Annotated in this window: 23 protein-coding genes; 9 read left to right on the top strand and 14 right to left on the bottom strand. The window is 43.9% G+C overall.

From position 1 onward, the window contains the following. Nucleotides 1-95 precede the first annotated feature (95 nt). Nucleotides 96-1,451, top strand: coding sequence for a diguanylate cyclase (locus tag R7Q46_RS12445; protein WP_021035911.1), 1,356 nt, complete (start codon nucleotides 96-98; stop codon nucleotides 1,449-1,451). 387 nt (nucleotides 1,452-1,838) lie between these two features. Here R7Q46_RS12445 and R7Q46_RS12440 read toward each other — a convergent pair whose 3' ends face one another. After that, nucleotides 1,839-3,395: a DUF3612 domain-containing protein gene (locus R7Q46_RS12440; RefSeq protein ID WP_005384164.1), complete on the bottom strand. Its 1,557-nt coding sequence runs from the start codon at nucleotides 3,393-3,395 to the stop codon at nucleotides 1,839-1,841. 174 nt (nucleotides 3,396-3,569) lie between these two features. Between R7Q46_RS12440 and R7Q46_RS12435 the strand changes: the two genes are divergently transcribed. Beyond that, nucleotides 3,570-4,148: a malate synthase gene (locus tag R7Q46_RS12435; RefSeq protein WP_005374156.1), complete on the top strand. Its 579-nt coding sequence runs from the start codon at nucleotides 3,570-3,572 to the stop codon at nucleotides 4,146-4,148. Between the two features lie 90 nt (nucleotides 4,149-4,238). Here R7Q46_RS12435 and R7Q46_RS12430 read toward each other — a convergent pair whose 3' ends face one another. Next, a complete protein-coding gene (locus R7Q46_RS12430; RefSeq protein ID WP_005374150.1) occupies nucleotides 4,239-5,252 on the bottom strand; it encodes a GGDEF domain-containing protein in 1,014 nt (337 codons plus the stop codon). A 349-nt stretch (nucleotides 5,253-5,601) separates the two neighbouring features. Between R7Q46_RS12430 and R7Q46_RS12425 the strand changes: the two genes are divergently transcribed. The 3 genes from R7Q46_RS12425 to R7Q46_RS12415 are packed head-to-tail and all read left to right on the top strand — an operon-like array spanning nucleotide 5,602 to nucleotide 9,205. Continuing rightward, complete coding sequence (locus R7Q46_RS12425; RefSeq protein ID WP_213871490.1) at nucleotides 5,602-6,954, top strand: DASH family cryptochrome; 1,353 nt, start codon at nucleotides 5,602-5,604, stop codon at nucleotides 6,952-6,954. After that, entirely contained in the window at nucleotides 6,954-8,498 is a 1,545-nt protein-coding gene (locus tag R7Q46_RS12420) for a cryptochrome/photolyase family protein (protein WP_206954835.1), read from the top strand. The genes R7Q46_RS12425 and R7Q46_RS12420 overlap by 1 nt, the downstream gene beginning before the upstream one ends. Then, nucleotides 8,498-9,205: an SDR family oxidoreductase gene (locus tag R7Q46_RS12415; RefSeq protein WP_213871489.1), complete on the top strand. Its 708-nt coding sequence runs from the start codon at nucleotides 8,498-8,500 to the stop codon at nucleotides 9,203-9,205. Before R7Q46_RS12420 ends, R7Q46_RS12415 begins: the two co-directional genes overlap by 1 nt. 61 nt (nucleotides 9,206-9,266) lie before the next feature. Here the strand turns inward: R7Q46_RS12415 and R7Q46_RS12410 are convergent, their stop codons facing one another. Together R7Q46_RS12410 and msrB are read right to left on the bottom strand one after the other, a co-directional pair. After that, complete coding sequence (locus tag R7Q46_RS12410) at nucleotides 9,267-9,413, bottom strand: DUF2256 domain-containing protein (RefSeq protein WP_005374142.1); 147 nt, start codon at nucleotides 9,411-9,413, stop codon at nucleotides 9,267-9,269. A 23-nt stretch (nucleotides 9,414-9,436) separates the two neighbouring features. Further along, the gene (gene msrB, locus R7Q46_RS12405) at nucleotides 9,437-10,579 is read right to left on the bottom strand and encodes a peptide-methionine (R)-S-oxide reductase MsrB (RefSeq protein ID WP_033906259.1); all 1,143 of its coding nucleotides are present in this window, start codon (nucleotides 10,577-10,579) and stop codon (nucleotides 9,437-9,439) included. Between the two features lie 202 nt (nucleotides 10,580-10,781). On the opposite strand from msrB, the gene R7Q46_RS12400 reads away from it, so the two are divergent. Together R7Q46_RS12400 and R7Q46_RS12395 are read left to right on the top strand one after the other, a co-directional pair. Next, nucleotides 10,782-11,180, top strand: coding sequence for an OsmC family protein (locus tag R7Q46_RS12400; protein WP_005374132.1), 399 nt, complete (start codon nucleotides 10,782-10,784; stop codon nucleotides 11,178-11,180). Nucleotides 11,181-11,309: 129 nt separating this feature from the next. Further along, on the top strand, nucleotides 11,310-11,864 hold the full coding sequence (locus tag R7Q46_RS12395; protein ID WP_031780875.1) for a sugar O-acetyltransferase: 555 nt from the start codon (nucleotides 11,310-11,312) through the stop codon (nucleotides 11,862-11,864). Nucleotides 11,865-11,951: 87 nt separating this feature from the next. Here the strand turns inward: R7Q46_RS12395 and R7Q46_RS12390 are convergent, their stop codons facing one another. The 6 genes from R7Q46_RS12390 to R7Q46_RS12365 all read right to left on the bottom strand — a co-directional run bounded on the left by R7Q46_RS12390 (nucleotide 11,952) and on the right by R7Q46_RS12365 (nucleotide 16,136). Then, nucleotides 11,952-12,332, bottom strand: coding sequence for a hypothetical protein (locus R7Q46_RS12390; RefSeq protein ID WP_005374128.1), 381 nt, complete (start codon nucleotides 12,330-12,332; stop codon nucleotides 11,952-11,954). Then, entirely contained in the window at nucleotides 12,320-12,637 is a 318-nt protein-coding gene (locus R7Q46_RS12385) for a hypothetical protein (RefSeq protein ID WP_235213034.1), read from the bottom strand. Before R7Q46_RS12385 ends, R7Q46_RS12390 begins: the two co-directional genes overlap by 13 nt. A 1,064-nt stretch (nucleotides 12,638-13,701) precedes the next feature. Then, nucleotides 13,702-13,884: a hypothetical protein gene (locus R7Q46_RS12380; RefSeq protein ID WP_021035913.1), complete on the bottom strand. Its 183-nt coding sequence runs from the start codon at nucleotides 13,882-13,884 to the stop codon at nucleotides 13,702-13,704. Nucleotides 13,885-14,048: 164 nt separating this feature from the next. Next, a complete protein-coding gene (locus R7Q46_RS12375; protein WP_005374113.1) occupies nucleotides 14,049-14,735 on the bottom strand; it encodes a helix-turn-helix transcriptional regulator in 687 nt (228 codons plus the stop codon). 47 nt (nucleotides 14,736-14,782) lie between these two features. Continuing rightward, nucleotides 14,783-15,097, bottom strand: coding sequence for a hypothetical protein (locus tag R7Q46_RS12370; RefSeq protein WP_033906265.1), 315 nt, complete (start codon nucleotides 15,095-15,097; stop codon nucleotides 14,783-14,785). A gap of 115 nt (nucleotides 15,098-15,212) precedes the next feature. After that, nucleotides 15,213-16,136, bottom strand: a complete 924-nt coding sequence (locus tag R7Q46_RS12365; RefSeq protein ID WP_025541423.1) for a LysR family transcriptional regulator — start codon at nucleotides 16,134-16,136, stop codon at nucleotides 15,213-15,215. Nucleotides 16,137-16,274: 138 nt separating this feature from the next. Between R7Q46_RS12365 and yjjG the strand changes: the two genes are divergently transcribed. Further along, nucleotides 16,275-16,949, top strand: coding sequence for a pyrimidine 5'-nucleotidase (gene yjjG / locus R7Q46_RS12360; protein WP_005374109.1), 675 nt, complete (start codon nucleotides 16,275-16,277; stop codon nucleotides 16,947-16,949). Between the two features lie 51 nt (nucleotides 16,950-17,000). Further along, nucleotides 17,001-17,540 carry an NUDIX domain-containing protein gene (locus tag R7Q46_RS12355; RefSeq protein ID WP_020834877.1) on the top strand — a complete coding sequence of 180 codons (540 nt, stop codon included), beginning with the start codon at nucleotides 17,001-17,003 and terminating at the stop codon, nucleotides 17,538-17,540. Nucleotides 17,541-17,620: 80 nt separating this feature from the next. Here the strand turns inward: R7Q46_RS12355 and R7Q46_RS12350 are convergent, their stop codons facing one another. The 4 genes from R7Q46_RS12350 to R7Q46_RS12335 all read right to left on the bottom strand — a co-directional run bounded on the left by R7Q46_RS12350 (nucleotide 17,621) and on the right by R7Q46_RS12335 (nucleotide 20,848). Beyond that, entirely contained in the window at nucleotides 17,621-18,055 is a 435-nt protein-coding gene (locus R7Q46_RS12350; RefSeq protein WP_085569217.1) for a hypothetical protein, read from the bottom strand. 20 nt (nucleotides 18,056-18,075) lie between these two features. After that, nucleotides 18,076-18,627, bottom strand: coding sequence for a YtfJ family protein (locus R7Q46_RS12345; protein WP_005480925.1), 552 nt, complete (start codon nucleotides 18,625-18,627; stop codon nucleotides 18,076-18,078). 79 nt (nucleotides 18,628-18,706) lie between these two features. Then, nucleotides 18,707-19,426 (bottom strand): carbonic anhydrase, encoded by a 720-nt coding sequence (locus R7Q46_RS12340; protein ID WP_053349369.1) that lies wholly within the window; start codon nucleotides 19,424-19,426, stop codon nucleotides 18,707-18,709. Between the two features lie 78 nt (nucleotides 19,427-19,504). Next, the gene (locus R7Q46_RS12335; RefSeq protein WP_213871487.1) at nucleotides 19,505-20,848 is read right to left on the bottom strand and encodes an OmpP1/FadL family transporter; all 1,344 of its coding nucleotides are present in this window, start codon (nucleotides 20,846-20,848) and stop codon (nucleotides 19,505-19,507) included. Nucleotides 20,849-21,547: the final 699 nt, after the last annotated feature.

The following is a 21,547-nucleotide window of genomic DNA, read 5'->3' as shown; positions in this document are numbered from 1 at the left end:
TTACCTTTCTGATTATGATTGGTTATTCTTGTGATAATAAGAATTTTAACAATAAATAAAAAATCTCGTAGTTGTATACGAGTTGTGGGGAGAAAATGCGTTATTTACCCAGAAAGCGATGCTATTTTGCATTGTTCTTCCTCACCTTTTTCGCTTTGTGTATTGGGGTTATTGAGCTGTTAAATCGAAACCAGCAAGAGCTTCACAAAGAGCGAGTTCAAGTTGAGGCCAAAGAACAACTTTCCATTCTCCGTTCCAATTTGGAAGCGGTACTTATGGCGGATATCTACAAAGCCAGTACTTTAGCGACACTCATTACTTTACTTCCTAAAAACCAAGAAGAAGAATTGAGTATCGCCGCTCACCGAATCCTAAATAAAAGTAAACATATTACAATCATCGGTATCGCGAAAAATGATGTAATTAGTCACGTATTTCCACGCCAAGGTAATGAGCGCCTAATCGGCCTTGATTACCGCGCAGTGCCACAGCAGTGGGTACAGGTGCAAAAAGCCAAGGATGTACAAGAAATTTTCATCGCAGGGCCCGTTACATTGATCCAAGGTGGCCGAGGTTTGATCGTGCGTGTGCCTGTTTTTCTTGATCCTCCAATGAATCAGGACTACTGGGGAGTGATCAGTGCGGTGATTGATTTCGATGCTCTGATGAGAGAAACCGGCGTAATTGATTTCTCGTATCGTTACCCTTTAATGATCCGTGGTTACGATAGCGGTGGCTCATTTGGTGATGCTTTCTTTGGCGCGCAAAGTGTAAATAGCATGGTATATGCAAAAGAGATGGTTCATTTTCCTTATGGTGGGTGGAGTATGGTGGTTTTCTCTGGAGGCAAAGCTGATCGCCAAATCTCTTGGCATCAGTTGCATTTAGCTAGAGTAATCGGCTATCCCATTATATTCGCACTTAGCCTCGCGCTGTTCGCCATTTATCGACTGTATACCATTGCAGATGACAGAGCTTTACACGATGAACTCACGAATTTACCAAACCGTCGCTATTTTATGAAGTTTTACAAGCAGCAGTTCGAAATAGCGAAACGTTATAAAAAGCGTTATAGCTTCGCCTTAATTAATATTGACCTAGATAGGTTTAAACACATTAACGACACCTATGGTCACGACGCAGGTGACAAAGTTTTAATCGCTACGGCTGAAAGGGTAAAAAGCTCTCTGCGTAAATCAGACATCGTGGCCAGAATGGGCGGTGATGAGTTCTTAGTTGTAGTTCATCACCCAGGAACGGAAGAAAATGTTCAGTCCCTTCTACAAAAACTTCGATTAGCGCTATGCTCGACGCCCGTCATTTACGATGAAACGCTTATCTATTTGAAAGCCAGTATTGGGTACGCGATATTTGACCCGAAAATGTCATCTCCTGAGCAAATGATGAAAATAGCCGATGAGAGAATGTATCAACAAAAGCATGGCGGATGAGCCTGAGCCCAGTTTCAATAAGGGGTTAGAAGAGTGGTAAAGTTGGGAGCCCGAAATCTCATCATTATTGAGATACACGAATATGTGACTTCATATGTTCACAGACACTTTGTTGAGAGAGTCGTTATTAGCAGTGCATTAAGTGGCATATTTGCATGATGTTGCATTTTGCAAATGCAGTTTGCGAAATTAATGGTTAATAAAGCAACGATATGCATCTGGATCTATTAAAAAACGGCTTTTTTAAAGTTGGCACGCATCGTGCTTTACTTAGAGTGACCCTTATTAAGCCGAGGGTCACCTAGCCAACTGACGTTGTTAGTGAATACAAATTGTTCACAAGTATATACCGCCAATCACGTTTATTGTGATTGGCGTTTTTTCTTTCTAAAGCCCGATGATATTCACATCGTTGCCCGTCTCATCAGCTTCTCCGCACTTGCTGTAACAACTAGGTTGTCTTGGACAAACCGCCCCTCTGGAGCAGATCAACCTTGCTTGGGTTTGAATCCCGCGCTCTATCCAGTTGATGTTTAATATCTTAGCGATAGTCGTTAAGTCTTTTTTGATGTGGGGAGGAATAACACTACTTCCGCCGGAAGCGACACAAAGGGACTTAAGTTCTTCCGCTATGGAAACGGCATCGCCACCTTGTGCAGAAATGGCAGGGTTAAGATCAATACCGGCACATAGCACCCGATTATTCCCCGCAGGATCAAATACGTTGACCGATTCGCAGCAGTAGATACGTGGCTCGTCACCAACATTTAAAATCGAAATTTGCGCTGAACTTGTATCCAAAGGCTGGGAAAGGCGTCGGAATACGGCCCAGTGCTGGCAAGGGTCGTTCACTTTGCGCATGTTGCCCCAAGGCAATGGAATACCATTTCCGCGATACACGGCTTTTAACTTGCCAGGGCCATAGGCATCAAAATAGTGCCAATGAGGGTAAGGCGAGACCACCGTCATGCGACGCATTGCAACGGAAGGAGAAACCCCCGCCTTTTTGTGAACATCAATCTCGTAACCAGAACGGTCAAGCAACTGACGAAAGGGTACTTTGGGGCAGAGTAAGGCACCGGCAAAGAAGCTGGACTCAAAATCACGCCAAGCTTGCAGGATATCTTGCGAATTGAGTTCAGAGTTCGACACAGGGCTGTCCATTTGCTCCCAATTGTTTTGATGCCCGATAGATAAAACGTTATTCATTGCATCGCTGCTATGGAGCACTCGATGGCCGATATATACCGCCAAGTCATACTTCAATCGGGTTGGATAGTCACGCATTCGTTTATTGAGATAAATAGTCCCAGGTGGCTCCATGAAAGACGTAATCAACTGTTTGGCGCTGACGCCCAGTTCATCAATCACATCTTGTGGCGCTCGATCTACCCAGCGGATATCCAATCCCATACTCTTTGCAATGTCTACGAGATCTTCTACAGATAGATTCAACCGCTTCAAGCCGACCTCTTCGGCGGCGCGCTCTAAATCAGGAAAATGGTTTTGATGGTTTTCTTGGTGTGCGCGGATCAGTAAGTGGGCGAATTGACGCCCCGTGATACCTGTTTGGGAGAGCATTTCTGGTATCGCGATTTGAAGAATATCATTGGAGAACAGGAAGCTCGGCTCCAACGCCATGCCACTAATCCCGCCACGATTTCCTTTGTTGGGTGTGATGGCTTCTAATTCGGGTTCATCATCTAAAAACCACGCCGGATCTTTTTGAAAAACTTCCGCGATCACTTCGAGCATATCGATACTCGGTACGCGTTTTCCGCGCTCAATCATTGAAAGGTAAGAAACCGACGGAGCGTACTCTGGATTAATTCTTACACAACGGGCAGACAAATCTTCCATCGTTAAATGGTTGTTTTTTCTTAGGTTACGAATTTTCGTACCAAGAAAATGAGACTGACGAATAAGGCTTTTTGACACAGACATTTTGTAAAATTCACATTGTAAAATTTTTGTTGTGAAATTGTAGTCAATATTTCGCTAGTCTACATAATGAGCAGGCAAGGAAATTAACCATCCACTTCACAGAATTGCCTGAAACTTAAATAAAGGATTTAAGTTTTTACTCTAGGACGAGTTTTTAAGTGCGAGGATATGACGATGAATATGCTGAACTTCGATAAAAAAGAGATGCAACAACAACAACGCCCATTTATCGCTGAAGCCGTATTTGCCGTCGAAGCGGTAAGTGCTGAGCAGCAGAGTGAGAAACAAGTAAAAGCGAAGCAACTACTAGACCGCATGTTTCCATTGGAGAACGGGTCGCACCAAGATGTATCAAGTTACGTGATTGATTACCGCCATGTTTTGGCTTATTTCAAAGACGGTACACACAGCGGCCTGAAAAGCCCAAAACACTTCGTGGCGTACACTGGTGAAAAGGAAGATCCAAAATCGATTTTGTTTAAAGATGATTCGGGTAATCATGTAGAAGTGCTGTTTGGCTGTCACAAAGGCACTGGTTGCGTGGAATTAGTGGACATTGACGATATTCAATTGGAAACTCGCACGACGTTTCATCCTGAACTAACTGGCAATGCACCAACCGCGATGCGCCATTGGATAAGTCTAATCAAAGGCGACAAAAAAGGTAAGCCGATGGCATGCAGTGAAGATAAAGAATATACCGCAAAAAATGGTGACGACTACATTCTAAGTTACTGCTACAGCGTCGATTAAGATACTCATGATTGGATATAAAAACCCCGCACTTTACGTCGCGGGGTTTTCTTTTTCATCGTAAAAGTCGTTTTCGCTAAGTCAGTTTATTTAAATTGGCATCACGCGGTTACGACCGAGTTGTTTTGCTTCATAAAGCTGTTTATCGGCTTTATTGATTAAGGCTTCAGGCGTATCACCCGGCTCAAATTCTGCTACCCCAAAAGAAGCGGTAATGCTGTGAACTTGTGTGCCTGAGCGCTTATCTCTGATACGCAGTTTTTCTATCATCCGGCGTAGTGTGTCTGCATATTGGCGAGCAATTCGCAGAGATTTGTTAGGTACAATTAACGCGAATTCTTCACCACCAAAACGGTACGCACATATCCCATCTCGACAACTTTGTTGTAGCCGGCGGGCAATGGCTTTTAATACTGTATCGCCAAAAAGGTGCCCGTAATTGTCGTTAAATGATTTGAAATGATCGATATCAAGCATGATCAAGGTCATTGCCTGATTTGATGCAATAAGTGAAGAGAGATCTTTGTCAAATGCTCGGCGGTTGTATAGGTTTGACAAACCATCGAACAACGCATCTTGCTGTACTTCAGCCAGTTGGTTTTTGAGGCGAGAAATTTCTTCACTCGCGTTAGTCAATTGGCTATTCAAAAACTTTGTTGAGTGACGAATTTCGTGTGACTCTGCGACAAGTTGACGAATCACTACCATCACTTCTTCAATGCTTAGGCTATTGTCCTCAACTTTTTCCAGTTTATTAAAGCTTTTGTCTACCATCTCAGAAAAGGAGGAAGTATCTGAAATTGTATCGCTCATTGAACTGGATACTTCATGTAGCAGAACTTCTACATTGGTTCTAAGATCTTCAAGGCTGGTTTCTGCTTTGCTGGCCACATAGTTGTTGTAAAGCTGTTTATTGGTTGCTGGCGGGCAAATACCGTAGTTTTCTAACACCGTGTCTAACTCAAAGTTGAGTTCTGGAATGGTCTTGTCAACGTAGGTATACCAAAGCGCGTAGTTGGCTGGCGTGGCAGCAACATGGTTTTTGATCATCAGTGGGACCGCTTTTTTTAAATTAGCGGTTGATTTCTTAAACTCGTCGGTCATTTCTGCGATGGTACTAGCAAAATGGGATTGGGCTTAGATTAACGGATATTAACTAATGTCGCTTTAATTTTTATCACTTTTGCATGGTTTATATAGAAAATGAGTGATTAAGATCGTGATCAATACCGTTGGATTCAAATTTTATAAAATATCAGTATGAAACATGTACAGGTATTTGGTGGTATTGCGTGTTTTGAGATATCCAGCAAATGGATTCCGTGTAAACGTTAGTAACCTAATGATCGTCAATCTCTCGTTTTCGTATAAAAGCAAGAAAATCAAAAGGCTTAGCGTCAGGGTCTCCGTGAAAAGAACTCGTAGACGAAGAATTAACATCTGAGGGTGCGAATTGAAAAAGAAAATAGGACTTTATTGGTTCACGAACGACTTGCGATTGCACGACAACCCACTGTTGAGAAGCGCCAGTGTAGAAATGGACGAGTTAATTTGCTTGTATTGCTACCCTTCAATGACGCCTTACTTGCATCACTTTGCGCAGGAAGCCTCTTTTGGGCGCGCGAAATTGCAGTTTCTCGACGCATCGCTTAGTGAACTCAATCAATCTTTGAATCATCTTGGTCAGCGATTATGGGCGGTTGAACTAACGCCCGATCAAGCAATCAAGTATGCTGTTAATCGCTTCGGCGTCACACATATATATGCTGACGCCTTTCCCGGTTCGGATGAGCAACAAGCGTTAGATCGCGCAGTTGAAGGCGCGTCTCATGTAAAAATAAAACAGCAAGCAATCCGGACCCTGTTAAGGGAAGAACAACTGCCATTTGACTTGAGCAATCTGCCTACGACTTTCACGCAGTTTAGAAAGCAAGTTGAAGGTTTAGACATCTCTCGGCCCCACGAGAGTATCCGTTCGTTACCTCCAATTCCTTTAGGTGTGAATCTTCCTTCCGTTACTGCATATTACTTTGACACAAAAGCTGCGTTTCATGGTGGAGAAAGCCGCGGGCTTGAACATTGTCGCCAGTATTTTGCTTCCACACTAGCCAGTGAATACAAACAAACACGCAACGGTTTAGATGGCATGGATTACTCCACCAAGTTCTCTCCTTGGCTAGCTCATGGGTGCGTTTCTCCGAAAACTATTTATGCCATGTTGAAACGTTATGAAGCGGAGAATGGTGCAAATGATTCAACCTACTGGATTTACTTCGAGCTGCTTTGGCGTGAATACTTTTATTGGTATGCCCGTCGACACAAGCGACAGCTCTTCCGATTCGGTGGCATCCAAAATCAAGCACCACTCACCAGCTTTTACGCGCACCGTTTTCAACAATGGAAGAAAGGTGAAACGCCATTTCCTATCGTCAATGCGTGTATGCACCAACTTAATGAAACCGGTTATATGTCGAATCGTGGCAGACAGTTAGTTGCCAGTTGTTTGGTGCATGAGCTTGGCCTCGATTGGCGTTATGGCGCGGCGTACTTTGAGTCACAACTGGTCGATTACGATGTGGCATCAAACTGGGGAAATTGGCAATACTTAGCAGGCGTTGGTGCTGATCCGCGTGGTTCACGACAATTCAACCTCGAAAAGCAAACCGAAATGTACGACCCGCACATGGAGTTCATCGATAGGTGGCAAGGTCGTTGTCCTGGCGCGCATTTGGATAGTGTAGACATGGTCGATTGGCCGATTGTGATGGGCAGCAGTGACAAAGCTTCGTCATCGGAGAAACCGTAATGCAATTTGAAACCGTACGATTGATCTTGGGCGATCAACTTAACAGTGAGCACTCTTGGTTTCAGCAACCGGATGAGCAAGTGCTTTACCTGATTGCGGAGCTCAAGCAAGAGAATACTTACGTCACGCATCATATTCAGAAAGTGTGTGCGTTCTTTTCTGCAATGGAACAGTTTGCGAAAGAGCGTCAGAGTGAAGGTCACCAAGTTCTGCACCTCACGTTGGATGACACACAATCCTTCGACGATCTTGAGCAAGTTTTGCAACATTATGTGAGCGAAGGTGGTGCAAGCAAGTTTGAATATCAACGCCCCGATGAATACCGTTTACTAGAGCAGTTAGCCAAACTAAAGCTTGATGGGGTCGTGACACGTTGTGTCGACTCGGAACATTTTTTGTTGCCGTTTGAGGAAATAGAATCGCAGTTTCCTCAAGGTAAACACATCATGATGGAGCACTTTTACCGCCGGATGCGCAAGCGCTTCGACATCTTGATGCAAGACGGAAAGCCCGTCGGCGGAAAATGGAATTACGATGCCAATAATCGTAACAAGCTCAAAGCCAAAGACATTGAACAACTTCCACAACCTTTGATGTTCAGTACCGACGTAAGCGACATTATTGAGCGATTGGCAAAACATGACATCAAAACTATCGGAAATCTTGAAGGAGACTTGTTGTGGCCGATCAATCGCGCGCAAAGCCTCTCTTTACTCGCGCATTTCTGCCAAGTCTGTCTGCCGTTGTTCGGCCGTTTTCAAGACGCCATGACAGGCCAGCACGATGCTAAGTGGAGCTTGTATCACAGCCGAATTTCATTCTCGCTTAACAGCAAATTGCTGCACCCGAGAGAAGTCATTGATGCTTCACTCAAGGCATTTCATTCCAACGCAGACATCGACATTTCTCAAGTCGAAGGGTTTATTCGCCAAATCTTAGGATGGCGAGAGTACATTCGAGGCGTCTATTGGGCGAACATGCCTCATTACCCGAAAAAGAACGAGCTGGGCGCAGAAAGAAAGCTGCCAAACTTCTTTTGGAGTGGCGAAACCAAAATGGCCTGTATGCGCAATGCGATTGAGCAGTCCCTCGATTATGCCTACGCACACCACATCCAACGTTTGATGGTCACTGGTAACTTTTGCTTGCTAACCGAGATCGACCCAGATCAAGTGGATGAGTGGTATCTCGGTATCTATGTTGATGCGATTGAATGGGTCGAAATGCCGAACACACGTGGCATGGCATTGTTTGCGGATGGCGGCATTGTTGGCACCAAACCTTACGCGGCGAGTGGTTCTTACATCAACAAAATGAGCGACTACTGTAAAGGTTGCCATTACGACAATAAGGCGAGGAGTGGGGAAGGATCGTGTCCGTTTAACAGCCTTTATTGGCGCTTTATGAACAAGCACGACAAGCGCCTCGCAGCCAATCCACGAATCGGGATGATTTTCCGCTCTTGGGACAACATGGAAGAACAGCAACGCCAAGCGATTCTTGATACCGCAGAGCACTACATAGAAAACGTGGAGAACTTGTGATGGAAATACTCATCGTCGGTGGCAATGGTGGAATTGGTTTGGCGATGGTTCAAGAAGCCGCAGCTCGGTTCCCTCAAGCGCACGTGCATGCCACTTATCGTAAGCAGCAACCAGATTGGCAACATCCAAATGTCGTTTGGCACAAAGTGGATGTATCGCAAGAAGGGGAGGTACAAGTGTTCAGTGAGCAGATTGAACACGTCGATTGGTTGGTGAACTGCGTTGGTATGTTGCACACCCAAGAGAAAGGCCCTGAGAAGAATCTTAGCTCGCTCGACGCAGGCTTTTTTCAGCAAACCATCACGGTTAATACTTTGCCAAGTTTGCTGTTGGCGAAATACTTCACGCCCAAACTAAAACGCAGTACTGCACCTAAGTTTGCGACCATTTCGGCCAAAGTTGGCAGCATTTGCGATAATCAGTTAGGTGGTTGGTACAGCTATCGAGCATCGAAAGCCGCATTAAACATGTTCCTTAAAACCATGTCGATCGAATGGCAAAGAATGGTCAAACATGGCACGGTGCTGTCACTTCACCCAGGTACTACAGACACCGCTTTGTCGGCACCTTTTCAAACCAATGTGCCAGAGGGAAAGCTGTTCACACCAGAGCGAGTAGCTAAGGATCTATTAGGCTTGATAGAAAAAGCAACCCCGCAAGATAGCGGGGCGTTTTGGGCTTATGACGGGACGTTATTGCCTTGGTAAGAGAACGCGTACAAACGTTAATACAAAGGAAATAGCGTTCTCCAGAGAGGTTCGGAGTGACCTACGTTTTCGTTGATTTATTTCTTCGGCAACGCTCAGAACAATAAACGATTTCCTCCCAATTTCGCGCCCACTTCTTTCTCCAAGAAAATGGGCGCTGACAGACCGGACAGACTTTCATGGGAAGGTTGGATTTAAAACCTTTCATCGCGCTGAATGTTCTGGTTAAAACTACTTATCAAATAGGTACAGGTAATCGCCGTAGCCTAAACTCGCCATCTTGTTCACAGGTACAAATTTCATCGCAGCAGAGTTCATGCAATAGCGTAATCCCGTCGGCTTCGGACCATCTTTAAACACATGACCTAGGTGTGAATCACCAAACTTACTGCGGATCTCCGTTCTAGGGTAGAGTAGTTTATAATCGGTTTTCTCCACGATGTAACCCGGGTTAATTGGTCGAGTAAAGCTTGGCCAACCTGTGCCAGATTTGTATTTATCAGTAGAAGAAAATAGCGGTTCACCGGTCACAATATCAACATAAATTCCCGCTTCTTTGTTGTCCCAGTATTCATTATCAAACGGACGCTCCGTGCCTTCTTCTTGCGTCACGTAATACTGTAGCTCTGTTAAGTTTGATTTGATTTCAGACTGAGCAGGCTTACTGTACGCTTTCACTTTCGAAAGCAGCTTTTTTTCTTCAATCAACTGTCGAAGTGTTTTAGGACTTTCTTTTCGATCTTCACCAAACACTTCGTCGAGGTATTTATCGCGACCTGATGCGTAGCGGTAGTATTTGTACTTTAGGCTACTCTTCTTGTAGTAATCCTGATGGTACGACTCCGCAGGGTAAAACTTTTCAAACTCGATCAGCTCTGTTTTCAACGGCTTTGGATAGATCATCGCCTTGTCGATTTCCATCATAAACTGCTTAGCAATCTGTTTTTGCTCCGCATTATGGTAGAAGATCGCTGGACGGTATTGAGGGCCACGGTCAACAAATGAACCTTTATCGTCGGTAGGGTCGATATGACGGAAGAAGTAGTCCAGCACTTGTTCGTAGTTCACGACAGCAGGATCGTACTCCACCTCAATCACTTCAATATGACCAGATTTACCAGAAGAGACTTGGCGGTAAGTCGGGTTTTCAATATGACCACCTGAATAACCTGATACAACATCGATTACGCCGGGCAGTTGCTCTAAATCCGATTCTGTACACCAGAAACAACCGCCAGCTAGCGTTGCGATTCTTGTATTCTCTGAAGCCTTCAGCTTATCCATCGTATCGGCGGTACCTGTTTTACTCAATAGTAGAAACAAGACTGGAAGTGCGAAGGAGAAACCGGCCAATAACTTAGACATATTCTTCATAGCTACCTCATCGTTATTTTTGTAGAAAGTGTTACTTAAATAAAAAGTGTTACGTATAGAGAAAGGTAACCGAGCGAAAAAATTACAGTAATGTTGAAAATTCCGTTGCCCTTTTATGCGATAGAGCTAAAGTATCGACAAGAAACACACCGCTAGTAAGGGCAACGATGCCTTGAATAAGCGATGCTAAATGAGGTAAATCATGCAAGCTGAAGTTAAATGGATAGAAGATTTTAAATTCCTTGGGCAATCTCAGTCGGGCCACTCCGTAGTGATGGATGGCAATGGTGGTGCAACCGCACCAAGCCCAATGGAAATGGTACTAATGGCTGCTGGTGGCTGTAGCTCTGTCGATGTTGTTGATGGTTTGAAAACAGCAGGCCAAAAGGTTTCGTCAGTTAATGCCAAGCTAACCACAGAGCGTCGTGAAACCGCACCGCGTATCTTTACGCAAGTGAATATCCACTTTGAAGTGTCAGGTGACGAGCTTGACCCAGAAGTCGTAGCAAAAGTGGCGGCTGACTCGCTAGAAAAATACTGCTCGGTTTGCTTAATGCTAGGCGAAGGTGTTGAGATGACCCACAGTTGGGAAATTGTGTGAGTTGACAGACTCCACAAAATATAAAAACAGGAAAGAGAAAAGTCCGGGCTTTTCTCTTTTTTTATTTCACAGTTCACGTACCTTGTGAAGAATCTGAAAGCAGTAATTGCAGGTTGTAGGAGTCTTCCAGTGACAGAACTAGAAAAAATGATGTCTGGCCAGGTCTTTGATGGCATGGACAAAGAAATTGACGCCATTAGAAGCCATGCTCTTCAAGCACTTAGAGCACTTAATAATAACACCGACGAAAGTCAGCGCGACGAATTGCAAAAGCAGCTATTTGGCAAGGTAGGCCGTTGTATTGTCCAGTCCCCTTTTCATTGTGAATTTGGTAAGACCATCGAAATAGGTGAAGAAACCTTTATCAACATGAACGTGGTCATGCTCGATGGTGCCAAAATTACCATCGGGAACCACGTGCTCATTGGACCGAGCGTGCAATTCTATACCGCTTCTCATTCTGTTGATTACCGAAGTCGTCGACGTTGGGAAACGTTTTGTAAACCTATCACGATTGAAGATGATGTGTGGATTGGCGGAAATTCCGTCATCAACCAAGGTGTAACAGTTGGCGCTCGCTCGGTGATTGCGGCGAACTCGGTCGTTAACCATGATGTGCCGCCAGATTGTCTATACGGAGGCACGCCAGCTAAGTTGATTCGTCGTCTCAACGAAGAAGAGTAGAGATCAGTATGCAATAACACTGGCGATTAGAGAGTTCTGACTGAGCTCTCTTCGTCGAGTACATCGTTATATTTTAATGTTAATTTCTCATTCAATTGCTAAAAGAACGGCACCAATTGATAAAGTCAGGGCAACGACAACAGAGTTAACAATGATAATACCCAGTAATAGAATCGACAAATAACGATACCATTTTGGTACTTCTCTAGAAATATTAGGTAATTTTCGCTTTTCACCTGAGCTAGGTTGAACGATTAAACGAACAAACATCAATGTTCGGAAAAATGCGTAAGGCCACCCTGTGAATAAAGAAAGCTCAAATTCATTAAAATATGGTTTTTTAAAATAGTTCCCAACAATCTCCTTCGGCATCAGAAAGTGCATGACACCGATAAAAATGGTTTGTAAGAAAATAATAATCACACCAGTCATTAAAGTGTAAAAAAGAAATGTGATTACTTGCTGCATATAGACTCTATTCCAGTACTAGCGACTAAGTTTGGCTTGCTTTCAATTGAATTATAAAAGCTTTTTGCCACTTTACCGGATGCATAACCTACAGCCGTTGAACCGGCAGCGAGTACAATGGCAGTCACCCAGCCAATAGGGTTTGATACTAAAAATAGACCGACTAACGCGCTGGTACCCATTCCTACAGCTGTGCTAGTTATTGACTCAACAAAAATTTCATTCTTCTCATGTTGGTCTTGTGTATTCGCAATCTGAATGCAGGAAGCCGTCAGACCAACACCGACTAAAACATGTCCGCCCACTTTAGATGCTTGAGCTATTTTATTCAGTTTTTCGGCTTGTTTAACTATATGAGCATTCGCAGGTAACCCTCAACTTCGAGCGATGCGGATAGACTCGTAAGCTTTTTATTATCAAGTGATAAATTTAGCCTTTCATATGGAGTACCATACATGTTTAATATAATTGATGATAAGTTATCATGAGTTTTTATTTTATACTCAAATAATCCCGACACAGAGCACCTCTAGTTAATAATTTGTTTGTGCAGATACTAACAAAAAACTATATTTAAAAAGGTTTATTTTTTGCATTCTAGACTTTCATTTTAAAAAGTTACAAATTAGCTGATGTATTTATTATTTGCATGAAATTGTTAATGTGATTTTTTACATTTAAAGTGTGATATTAAACTTGGTTGGATAAGTAAAGGTCATACATGATTTGCTAGTGATAAAAAACCTGCGATAAAAAATACAAGTGCTAATATTGTAGAGTTTATGATAATTACCCATATTATTATGAAGGATAATAGGCGGTACCACCTAGGCACCTCTTGGGATACATCGGGTAACTTTCGTTTTTTACCTGAGTTAGGTTGAACGATTAAACGAACAAACATCAATGTTCGGAAAAATGCGTAAGGCCAACCTGTAAATAGAGCTAGTTCGAAAGTGTTAAAATAAGGTTCTTTAAAGTAGCTATTGACAATGTCTTTTGGCATTAAAAGGTGCATGATACCTATAAAGAATGTTTGAAAAAAAATAACTAATACACCAGAGAACATTAAGTATCCAATAATGTTCCAGATCAATTGCATATTGCACCTATCCTTATAATAAACCGATGCTTTTTCAAAGGTTTTATCCTAATTTTTATCATGAAGAAATAAAGAGACTAACAGATAACCTATATCTTAGCTATGAATGTAAGGCCGTTTTGAAGGAGTGTCGAGAACGAAAATAAGAACTATTTTATTGATTTTTATGTAAATATAGTTGGTCGTGTATAAAATTGATAACGTGAAATGGCGAGATGTAAGCCTTGCACAACTAACAAAGGTTGGTTAAACAAGGCTAATAATCGGTTATGGATGAATAACGATTTGTTGCTCCTCTGTCATCACAAGTGTCGCTTTGCTTTGTTCGATAAGTTGGGCAGCATAAGAAGGGGTAACTGCCTGCATGTCACCTTTAGATCGAAGAGTTAAAGACTCCCACGCTTGATCTCGATATTTCCCTGCTTGGGTGTATTGAATCAGTACTTTCATAGCTTCACGCTCCGGTGTGGTTGACGTGCTACTTAAGTTAACGATCTTAGGTTGGTTGCGCATCTGTTAAAAATGAAACATTAGTTTAACCAAATGTGCCTTTCCAAATATCGCGCATTGAGCAGAGCAATTTAGAATCCTTGTGATGAAGGGATGAAAAACACTCAATCTTTCGATTCATACTGCGCAATATAATGTTTGAGAGATTTGGTTTCCGCACTCTGAAACTCTTCATCGTGCATACGCAGTGCTTGGATACGGTCGAGGCGGAACTGGCGGTAGTCATCGCGCAATTCGCACCAGGCGACCAGCGTCCAGACTTTGCCCCAAAAGAACTGGCCTAACGGTTGGATTTTTCTCTCGGTCACCTGTCCGCTTTCATCTTGGTAATCTAAACTGACCTTAAACTGATGATCAATCGCGTGGCGCAGAAGCTGCCCTCGTTTGGCAGTCTCGGATTGGGTGTGATAATCGGGCACAATCAGCGGACAATCTTCCACTTGTTGTTTGAGCTTATCGGGCAATACCGAAAGTATTTTGGTGGACGCAGAGTGAGACGCTTCGGCGAGTTCAACATCCGACCAGGCTCGAACCATCCGCATACCCAGTTCAAGCGCCATCATCTCCTTTTCTGAGAACATCAAAGGCGGCAGATGAGAGCCAGCTTGCAACAGGTAGCCGACACCTGCTTCACCTTGAATCGGAACACCAGAACTGAGCAACGACTGAATATCGCGATAAATCGTACGTTCGCTAACTTCCATTCTTTCTGCGAGCTCTTTCGCTGTCACGGCGTAACGCTTTGCGCGCAGAAGCGTCAGTAGCTCAAACAGTCGTTCTGATTTGCTCATGATGTTCCTTATCTAGACCTACTGGTTGTTAGTGATAGTGTGGCTGATTACTTCTCTAGCTCACTGCACATTTTTAAGTTGTGATGTTTAAGCTCGAAACTTTCGCAGTCAATCATCGATAACAGAGGCTGAAATTCAACGGCTTGCTTAATCTGTTTTCCCGCCTGTTTTGCATCGTACATCGAACGCCAGTAAATGATGTCTGTCCACACATCGTCCGTCGCTTCGTGACTGAGTGAGCGATACAAAAAGCCCGGCAGATTCTTCACAAACGTTTGTGACTGTTTGGCAGCGGCGATCACGTCTTGCTCTGTTGTGCCTGCGGTTAGACGAAATTGCACAGTTTCGATAACGGTTTCCATATTGTGATTCCTTATTGGTTTTGGCGGATTGCCTGTTGATTTCCAAATAAGGTTACGCGGATGGAATGTCAGAACGTGTCAGTAGTGAAATCTCACTCACTTATCATCAATATGGTTATTTTTCTGGGCTGCTGTAACGATCCCAGTAAGGTAAATCTGTACCGAGTTTTTCGCTGATAAAATCGATAAAGGCTCTTACTTTCAACGGCATGTGCTTGCGCTCAGGGAAAACCGCATAAATGGCGTGTTCTGGTAGAGAATACTCTTCCATTACCGGTTTTAGATTTCCTGCGGCAAAGTCTCTTCCTGCAATAAACGTTGGCAGTTGCGCAATGCCCGAACCTCTTAACAGCAACTGGCGAATGGCTTCGCTGTTATTGACGATAAAGTTTCCTTTTGGAAGTACCTTGTATTCGCTGCCGTTGTTGATGAACATCCATTCGACGCCGCCACGGAAATAGGAGTAGCGCAGGCAGTTGTGACTGACTAAATCACTTGGTTTTTGTGGTGTTCCAAACTCCGCTAAGTAATCTGGCGAGGCACAAAGCACACTTTTACAAGGGGCGAGACGTTTTGCGATTAGATTGGAAGAGGTGAGTTCACCAATACGGATCCCCAAATCAAAACCGTCTTTAACCAAATCGACCATTTTGTCTTCGAGGTTTAAATCCACTTCAATTTTCGGGTAACGAGCGAGAAACTCGCTGATCAAAGGCGCGATATGCAGTACACCGAAAGACATCGGCACGGTAATTTTGAGCCGACCTTGTGGCGAGCCTTGCAGTTCCGATACCGCGTCCACGCCTTGCTGGGCTAGGTTGAGCGCTTGAGAGGCGTACTCAAAATAGCGTTCTCCCGCTTCGGTCAGGCTCAGCTTACGCGTAGTTCGGTTAAGGAGACGAATGCCCAAATCGTCTTCTAGTTGGTTGATGCGTTTGCTGATCGCCGATTTCGTCAGATTCAGCTGTTTGGCAGCAAGGGAAAAGCTGCCGCATTCGACAACAGCAACAAAAACGGGCAGGGAGGCAATCGCGTTCACATCAATCTCCTATTATCGTGAAGCATTTATTGTTGAGCACAAGGATACAATTAATTTCCAATTATAGAGATTATCTTCAAGAAGAAAACAATCTAGACTATGCACCAGTATTACGACCTTGATTTTGGGAAGAAGAAAATGAAGTACGATTGGATCCTGTTTGACGCTGACGAAACCTTATTCCACTTTGATGCTTTCAAAGGTTTACAGCTTATGTTTTCTCGCAAAGGCGTAGATTTTACTGAACAAGATTTTGCTCATTACCAAACCGTAAACAAACCGCTTTGGGTGGATTACCAAGACGGCAAAGTAACGGCAGATGAGCTAAAACATAAGCGTTTTACCGAGTGGGCTGAGAAGTTGAATACCACAACAGCAGATCTCAATAGCGCATTTTTAGAAGCAATGGCCGATATTTGCAGCTTGTTGCCAGGTGCAAAAGAGCTGATGGAAGCGCTGCAAGGCAAAGCTAAAATGGGCATCATCACCAACGGTTTTACAGAGTTGCAAGCAATTCGCCTTGAGCGCACAGGGATGACTGAGTACTTCGATAAAGTGGTGATCTCTGAACAAGTGGGCGTAGCAAAACCGGACTTAGGTATTTTTGAATACGCGATGCAGCAAATGGGCAACCCATGCAAAACGCGCGTACTGATGGTGGGTGACAACCTGCATTCCGATATTCTGGGTGGTAATAATTTTGGTATTGAAACTTGCTGGTTAAATACCACAGGCGCAAGCGTCGATGAGCGTATCGCACCAAATTACACCGTTGAGTCTTTGAGTGAACTAAAGAACATTTTGGTGGCGTAACCGAATCCGGTATTATTCCGCAGTAACCCTCAGAAAAATCAAGGAATAACCATGTCAGACATCAAACAGTTAGACAGCAAAGTCGTTTACCAGAATAAGTGGATGACGGTGCGTGAGGACAAAATTTTACGTCCGAGCGGCGCAGAGGGCATCTATGGTGTGGTCGACAAACCTGATTGTGCTGCGATTCTGGCTATCGATAACGGGATGATTCACTTGGTTCAGCAGTACCGTTACACCGTAGGTCAACGTTGTTGGGAGATCCCACAAGGGGCGTGGGAATCAAACCCAGATGCGGATCATCTTGAGCTTGCCAAAGGCGAGCTGCGTGAAGAAACGGGCATGCAGGCGAGCGCCATGGCGTATGTCGGCGCGCAGTTTATCGCATACGGCTTTTTGAATCAGACATGTCACGTCTACTTCGCCAGTGATTTAACGGACGTGGGCAATCAACTCGACAGTGAAGAAGAGGATTTGATCACTCGTGCTTTTTCGGTTGAGGAGTTCGAACAGATGATGATCGACGGCACGATCAAAGATTGTGTCACCATCGCCGCTTATGGTTTGGCGAAGCTGAAGAAATTCATTTAGTTATACATGACGATTTTTTAATGAAAACAGCGGCCTAGTGCCGCTGTTTTTTAGTTTGGGTGAGCTCGTTGAGCCATCGCTTACTCGTCGATTTTCTTACCTAAGATTTCCACTTGCGCTTTTTTAGTCACCCCCACGACTTGCAGCGCAGTGCTGCCAACCGATTCATAGTTCAACTCGATTTTGTCTAACTTCGCGTTATCTTTTGTTGGTAGGCTTAAGCTTCTTGATGACATGCCTTTAGTCAGAACACCTAAACTGTCGAACGTCTTTTCCTGACCATCTTTCATGATCACTTTAACGCTTTTCAGATCGACCGTACCTTGCGTACATTTGATTTTGATGTGGCTGAAACGAGCGTTAGCAAATGGTGACAGTGGATTGACTGTGTCGGTTTCTGATTTAAAACTGACGGTTTTATCTGCAATCTTGTCCCAATCGTTGTCTCCTGCAACCGATTGGAAAGAGGCTACAGCCGCTAAAAGACAGAGTGCGATGGTGTTGAACAGTTTCATAGCTTTTCCTTACCTTAGGTTTAGATATTCTGTTTAATCAGTTCGATGACGTGTGTGACTTCGTCTTGAGTTAAAGCCCCTTCTTTCACGAATAAAATTTCGCCTTGTTTATTTTGTACGATAATCGCAGAACTTTCTTGCTGTAGATCCCAAGTTGTTGCTAATACGCCATTTTTGTCTAACACCATGGAAGACCAAGAGAATGTCTTTTTGCTGTCCTCTGCCGACGATTTAACAAATGTACCGGTTCCCCATATGGCGTCTTCTTGGTTGATCACGGTTGTGGTCTGATACTGATCTTCAGGAAAGTGAGCGGCAGTGATTGCTGACATCAGCGGCGCGTTCATCTCTTTGGCTTTACTACGACCTGCAATGGCTTGTATCACACGGACTTTGCCTAACATCTGCTGAGTTGCCCAAGGTTGATAAGCCACATCGTCTCCTTGCAGCGTCATTTCGCCATAGGTATCAATGCTGACGGAAGGGGTGGTTTGACCGACAGAAAGGTTATGAGAGAAGGCGAATGTCGGGGCGAGTGCGAGTAAGAGTGACAGAACAGATGGAGTTTTCATTGGGGGTTCCTGTAACGAAGTGAGGTTAGAGCGAATCAAAATAAGGGGCAAATACGATGCCCCTTATCGGATGTGGCGTTTAGTTAGAAAGTACAACGCGCGCATTTAGCGGTTGCAGCGGACGATTGTTTTGTCCCATGACTTCCATCAGTTTCGCGGCTTGATCTTTGGATAAGGTTTGAGTGTCTTTAAGCACAAACCAGCGCACACCTTCTGAACATGGTGGTGTGGTTAAAGAGCCGTTAAATCGATAGTAGTTTGCAGTTTTTGGCAGTAAGTCGTTAATCTCAAACGTATCTTTAAAGAAGGTGGTTTGATTCTCTTGTGGGATTGCGTTGATCAGTTTAGACAGCGCTGCGTTTTGATCGCCAGCATCAAAGATCACCGAAATTACCGCCAACTCGCCGTCTGCGTTGGCGTGTACAAAGTGCGCTTCAAGTGGATACTGGCGGCCTTTGATTTGGTTTTCTGAAGGTGTGTGGAAATGGAACTGTTGCAGCTCGAACGTCTCGCCATCAATGGTGAAGCTATTACGTCCGTTCACTTGCGCTTGCAGCGTATGACCATTGTTGGTTAAACCAATGACCTGACCAGTGTACGAAAGGTTCAGTGCTTCCAGTTTTGCATCGGCTGGGTTGTCGATGTTGATTGGGCTTTGGTTTTTCGTGGTTGCGCAGTCTTTGGCGATTTTTCCCCAGTGCTCTGGCCCGTGTTTGTCATTGCCATAGCCCCATTCCGAAGCCTGAGCTGCGCTTAGAGTGAGAAGTGAGAGTGAAAAAGCAAGTAGTGTTTTGTTCATAATAATGTCTCTGTTCGGTCGCTTCGATAAGCGTTGTTACAAGGCAATGACCTAGAGGTTTGATCACTGCCTGACAAATTAGAAACGGTGGCTGAGCTGGGCACCAATTAGGAACGCATTTGAATGGGTCACGCCCGTTACCATCGGTGCAGGAACACCTTCATACGCGTACTCTTCTACGTTGACATCTTCACCAATCAAGTACGTCATGCCGATGTCAACCGTGGTATCTGATGACCATTGGTAAGAGGCCCCCGCAGATAACCAGTGACGGTTCGAATCTGGAATAGAAAGCGAGGTCAGCTCATCGACAGGTGTTTTGTCGAACATGTAACCCGTGCGAAGTGTCCAACGTTCATTGGCGTACCAAGTCGCACCGATGGAGTAGTGCGCGGAGTCTTGCCACTGAAAATCTTTTAGCAACTGATCATCAGCTTTCAAGCTGTCAAATGCTGACCAACCAATCCACTGCACAGAATAGTGCAGGGCAAATTTAGGTAAGACGCGGTGATAACCGGAAAACTCCGCAATATCCGGTAGCGGCATAGCAAGCGAGTCGTACGATTCGCCCGCAAAGTGGATGTCGCCCTTGGCATCTATGTTAGGGCTGTGCTTGTAGCTTAAACCTAAGCGATGACGTTCGTTAAACTCGTACATCATGCCAATATTCGCACCAAGCCCAATGCCGCCTGCTTCCACATCAAGTGCGTTGCCTTTTACGTATCCACAGCGTTGTTCTAGTTCGTTTCCAAGTATGTTCCCACCAACGCAAAAACCCACGTCCATATCGCGGTACAGCTCACCAGAGCCGTAAATCACATCAATACCACCACCGATACTAAAACGATCGTTCACCTTGTATGCCAAGCTTGCGCCAAGGTTGACACTCGCTACGCTGGTGACACCGCCAAAAACAGGTGCGCCATAGTTTGGTTTAAACTCCATGTCGGTTCCGAAGTTGGAATATGCCGATAAGCCTAGATACCAGTCGTCGTTGATAGGGTGAATAAAGTAAAAATTGGGTACAACGGCTGGTTGACCAACGCCATCGACGTCATCAATGTCGGTCACGGTTTGAGAGAAGGACGGGGTAATGTCAACTTGAGGGGGCGGAGGAAAACCACCCATACCAACATTGACATCCGCATTAATGTTAGCTCGATGATATTGCGTATTTTTAACGGTAACGTCAGGTTTGACGTAAGTGACACCGAACGATAAGGCATTTTGTTTAAACAGCGTCATCGCTGCGGCGTTGCGGCTGATTACAGACGCATTATCACCAATGACGGCATCACCAGCAAAAGCACGACCAAGACCCGTCGCAGAATGTTCGTTAATTTGAAAACCACCGGCATACGCCGTCGAGGAGGCTAACCCGATTAATAAATAAATCGGTGAAAGAGTTAATTGTCGCTGCATGTTTTTCTCATGAATTAATTAGAAGTTGTATTGCAACGAAAATCAGTAAAATAAACAAATCTGACCAGTGCATTTAAGAGTAAAACTAACAGTGTGCTGACAATAAGTAAATTTAACTTAATAAATATTTATTGTTGAATTTATTAATGCTTCATGGCGTGAATATAGTGGTTATTTTACGTGTAAATTAAATCCTGAACCTCTATTTTTATTTTTTCGGTATTACTTCTCTATTTTTATTGTACTGACTGTTTCCTAACAAATAGAGGGAAATCCAGCGATAAAGTGTCCGTGATGGAAACTCTGAGTCATTTGTATTTCCATTGCATCCCAACGTTGGTAGTTCGAATCAGCAAGAGAACTATCGTTTAAACCCACATGACACACTCCTCTCGGTCTTACCTGTGTTATGTGGGTATTTTTTATTTAACTTGCCACTTAACTCCTCTTTAAATTCAATAATTAAAAATGGCCATAATGAAATTTTAATGGATTGCATATTTAATAAGTTAAGATTTTTACTGGTTTGTTGGTATTTAAAAGTTTTGTTTATAATACTTATAACTTGAATTTCTATATTAAAAATGGTCTTTGCCATACGTATTGAATAATAAAGTTTTGAAGTGACTATAATATCTCTGATTTTTCACGTTAGTGAAGTTATTCATTCAGTTTCTTGACGTTAATTTACCTATCTTT

The organism is Vibrio sp. 811, from assembly GCF_033339195.1.
Note: the sequence above shows the minus strand (reverse complement) of the source record. Positions and strands in the feature narration are given on the sequence as shown.

Bases quoted from the DNA above. Each gene is read 5' to 3' on its own strand.
- R7Q46_RS12410 (WP_005374142.1), bottom strand. From the start codon at position 9,413: ATGAAAGGTTTTAAATCCAACCTTCCCATGAAAGTCTGTCCGGTCTGT.
- R7Q46_RS12435 (WP_005374156.1), top strand. From the start codon at position 3,570: ATGAATATGCTGAACTTCGATAAAAAAGAGATGCAACAACAACAACGC.
- R7Q46_RS12380 (WP_021035913.1), bottom strand. From the start codon at position 13,884: ATGAAAGTACTGATTCAATACACCCAAGCAGGGAAATATCGAGATCAA.
- R7Q46_RS12350 (WP_085569217.1), bottom strand. From the start codon at position 18,055: ATGAAACTGTTCAACACCATCGCACTCTGTCTTTTAGCGGCTGTAGCC.
- R7Q46_RS12340 (WP_053349369.1), bottom strand. From the start codon at position 19,426: ATGAACAAAACACTACTTGCTTTTTCACTCTCACTTCTCACTCTAAGC.
- msrB (WP_033906259.1), bottom strand. From the start codon at position 10,579: ATGAAGAATATGTCTAAGTTATTGGCCGGTTTCTCCTTCGCACTTCCA.
- R7Q46_RS12390 (WP_005374128.1), bottom strand. From the start codon at position 12,332: ATGCAGCAAGTAATCACATTTCTTTTTTACACTTTAATGACTGGTGTG.
- R7Q46_RS12400 (WP_005374132.1), top strand. From the start codon at position 10,782: ATGCAAGCTGAAGTTAAATGGATAGAAGATTTTAAATTCCTTGGGCAA.
- yjjG (WP_005374109.1), top strand. From the start codon at position 16,275: ATGAAGTACGATTGGATCCTGTTTGACGCTGACGAAACCTTATTCCAC.
- R7Q46_RS12415 (WP_213871489.1), top strand. From the start codon at position 8,498: ATGGAAATACTCATCGTCGGTGGCAATGGTGGAATTGGTTTGGCGATG.
- R7Q46_RS12445 (WP_021035911.1), top strand. From the start codon at position 96: ATGCGTTATTTACCCAGAAAGCGATGCTATTTTGCATTGTTCTTCCTC.
- R7Q46_RS12335 (WP_213871487.1), bottom strand. From the start codon at position 20,848: ATGCAGCGACAATTAACTCTTTCACCGATTTATTTATTAATCGGGTTA.
- R7Q46_RS12420 (WP_206954835.1), top strand. From the start codon at position 6,954: ATGCAATTTGAAACCGTACGATTGATCTTGGGCGATCAACTTAACAGT.
- R7Q46_RS12440 (WP_005384164.1), bottom strand. From the start codon at position 3,395: ATGTCTGTGTCAAAAAGCCTTATTCGTCAGTCTCATTTTCTTGGTACG.
- R7Q46_RS12430 (WP_005374150.1), bottom strand. From the start codon at position 5,252: ATGACCGACGAGTTTAAGAAATCAACCGCTAATTTAAAAAAAGCGGTC.
- R7Q46_RS12355 (WP_020834877.1), top strand. From the start codon at position 17,001: ATGTCAGACATCAAACAGTTAGACAGCAAAGTCGTTTACCAGAATAAG.
- R7Q46_RS12375 (WP_005374113.1), bottom strand. From the start codon at position 14,735: ATGAGCAAATCAGAACGACTGTTTGAGCTACTGACGCTTCTGCGCGCA.
- R7Q46_RS12370 (WP_033906265.1), bottom strand. From the start codon at position 15,097: ATGGAAACCGTTATCGAAACTGTGCAATTTCGTCTAACCGCAGGCACA.
- R7Q46_RS12345 (WP_005480925.1), bottom strand. From the start codon at position 18,627: ATGAAAACTCCATCTGTTCTGTCACTCTTACTCGCACTCGCCCCGACA.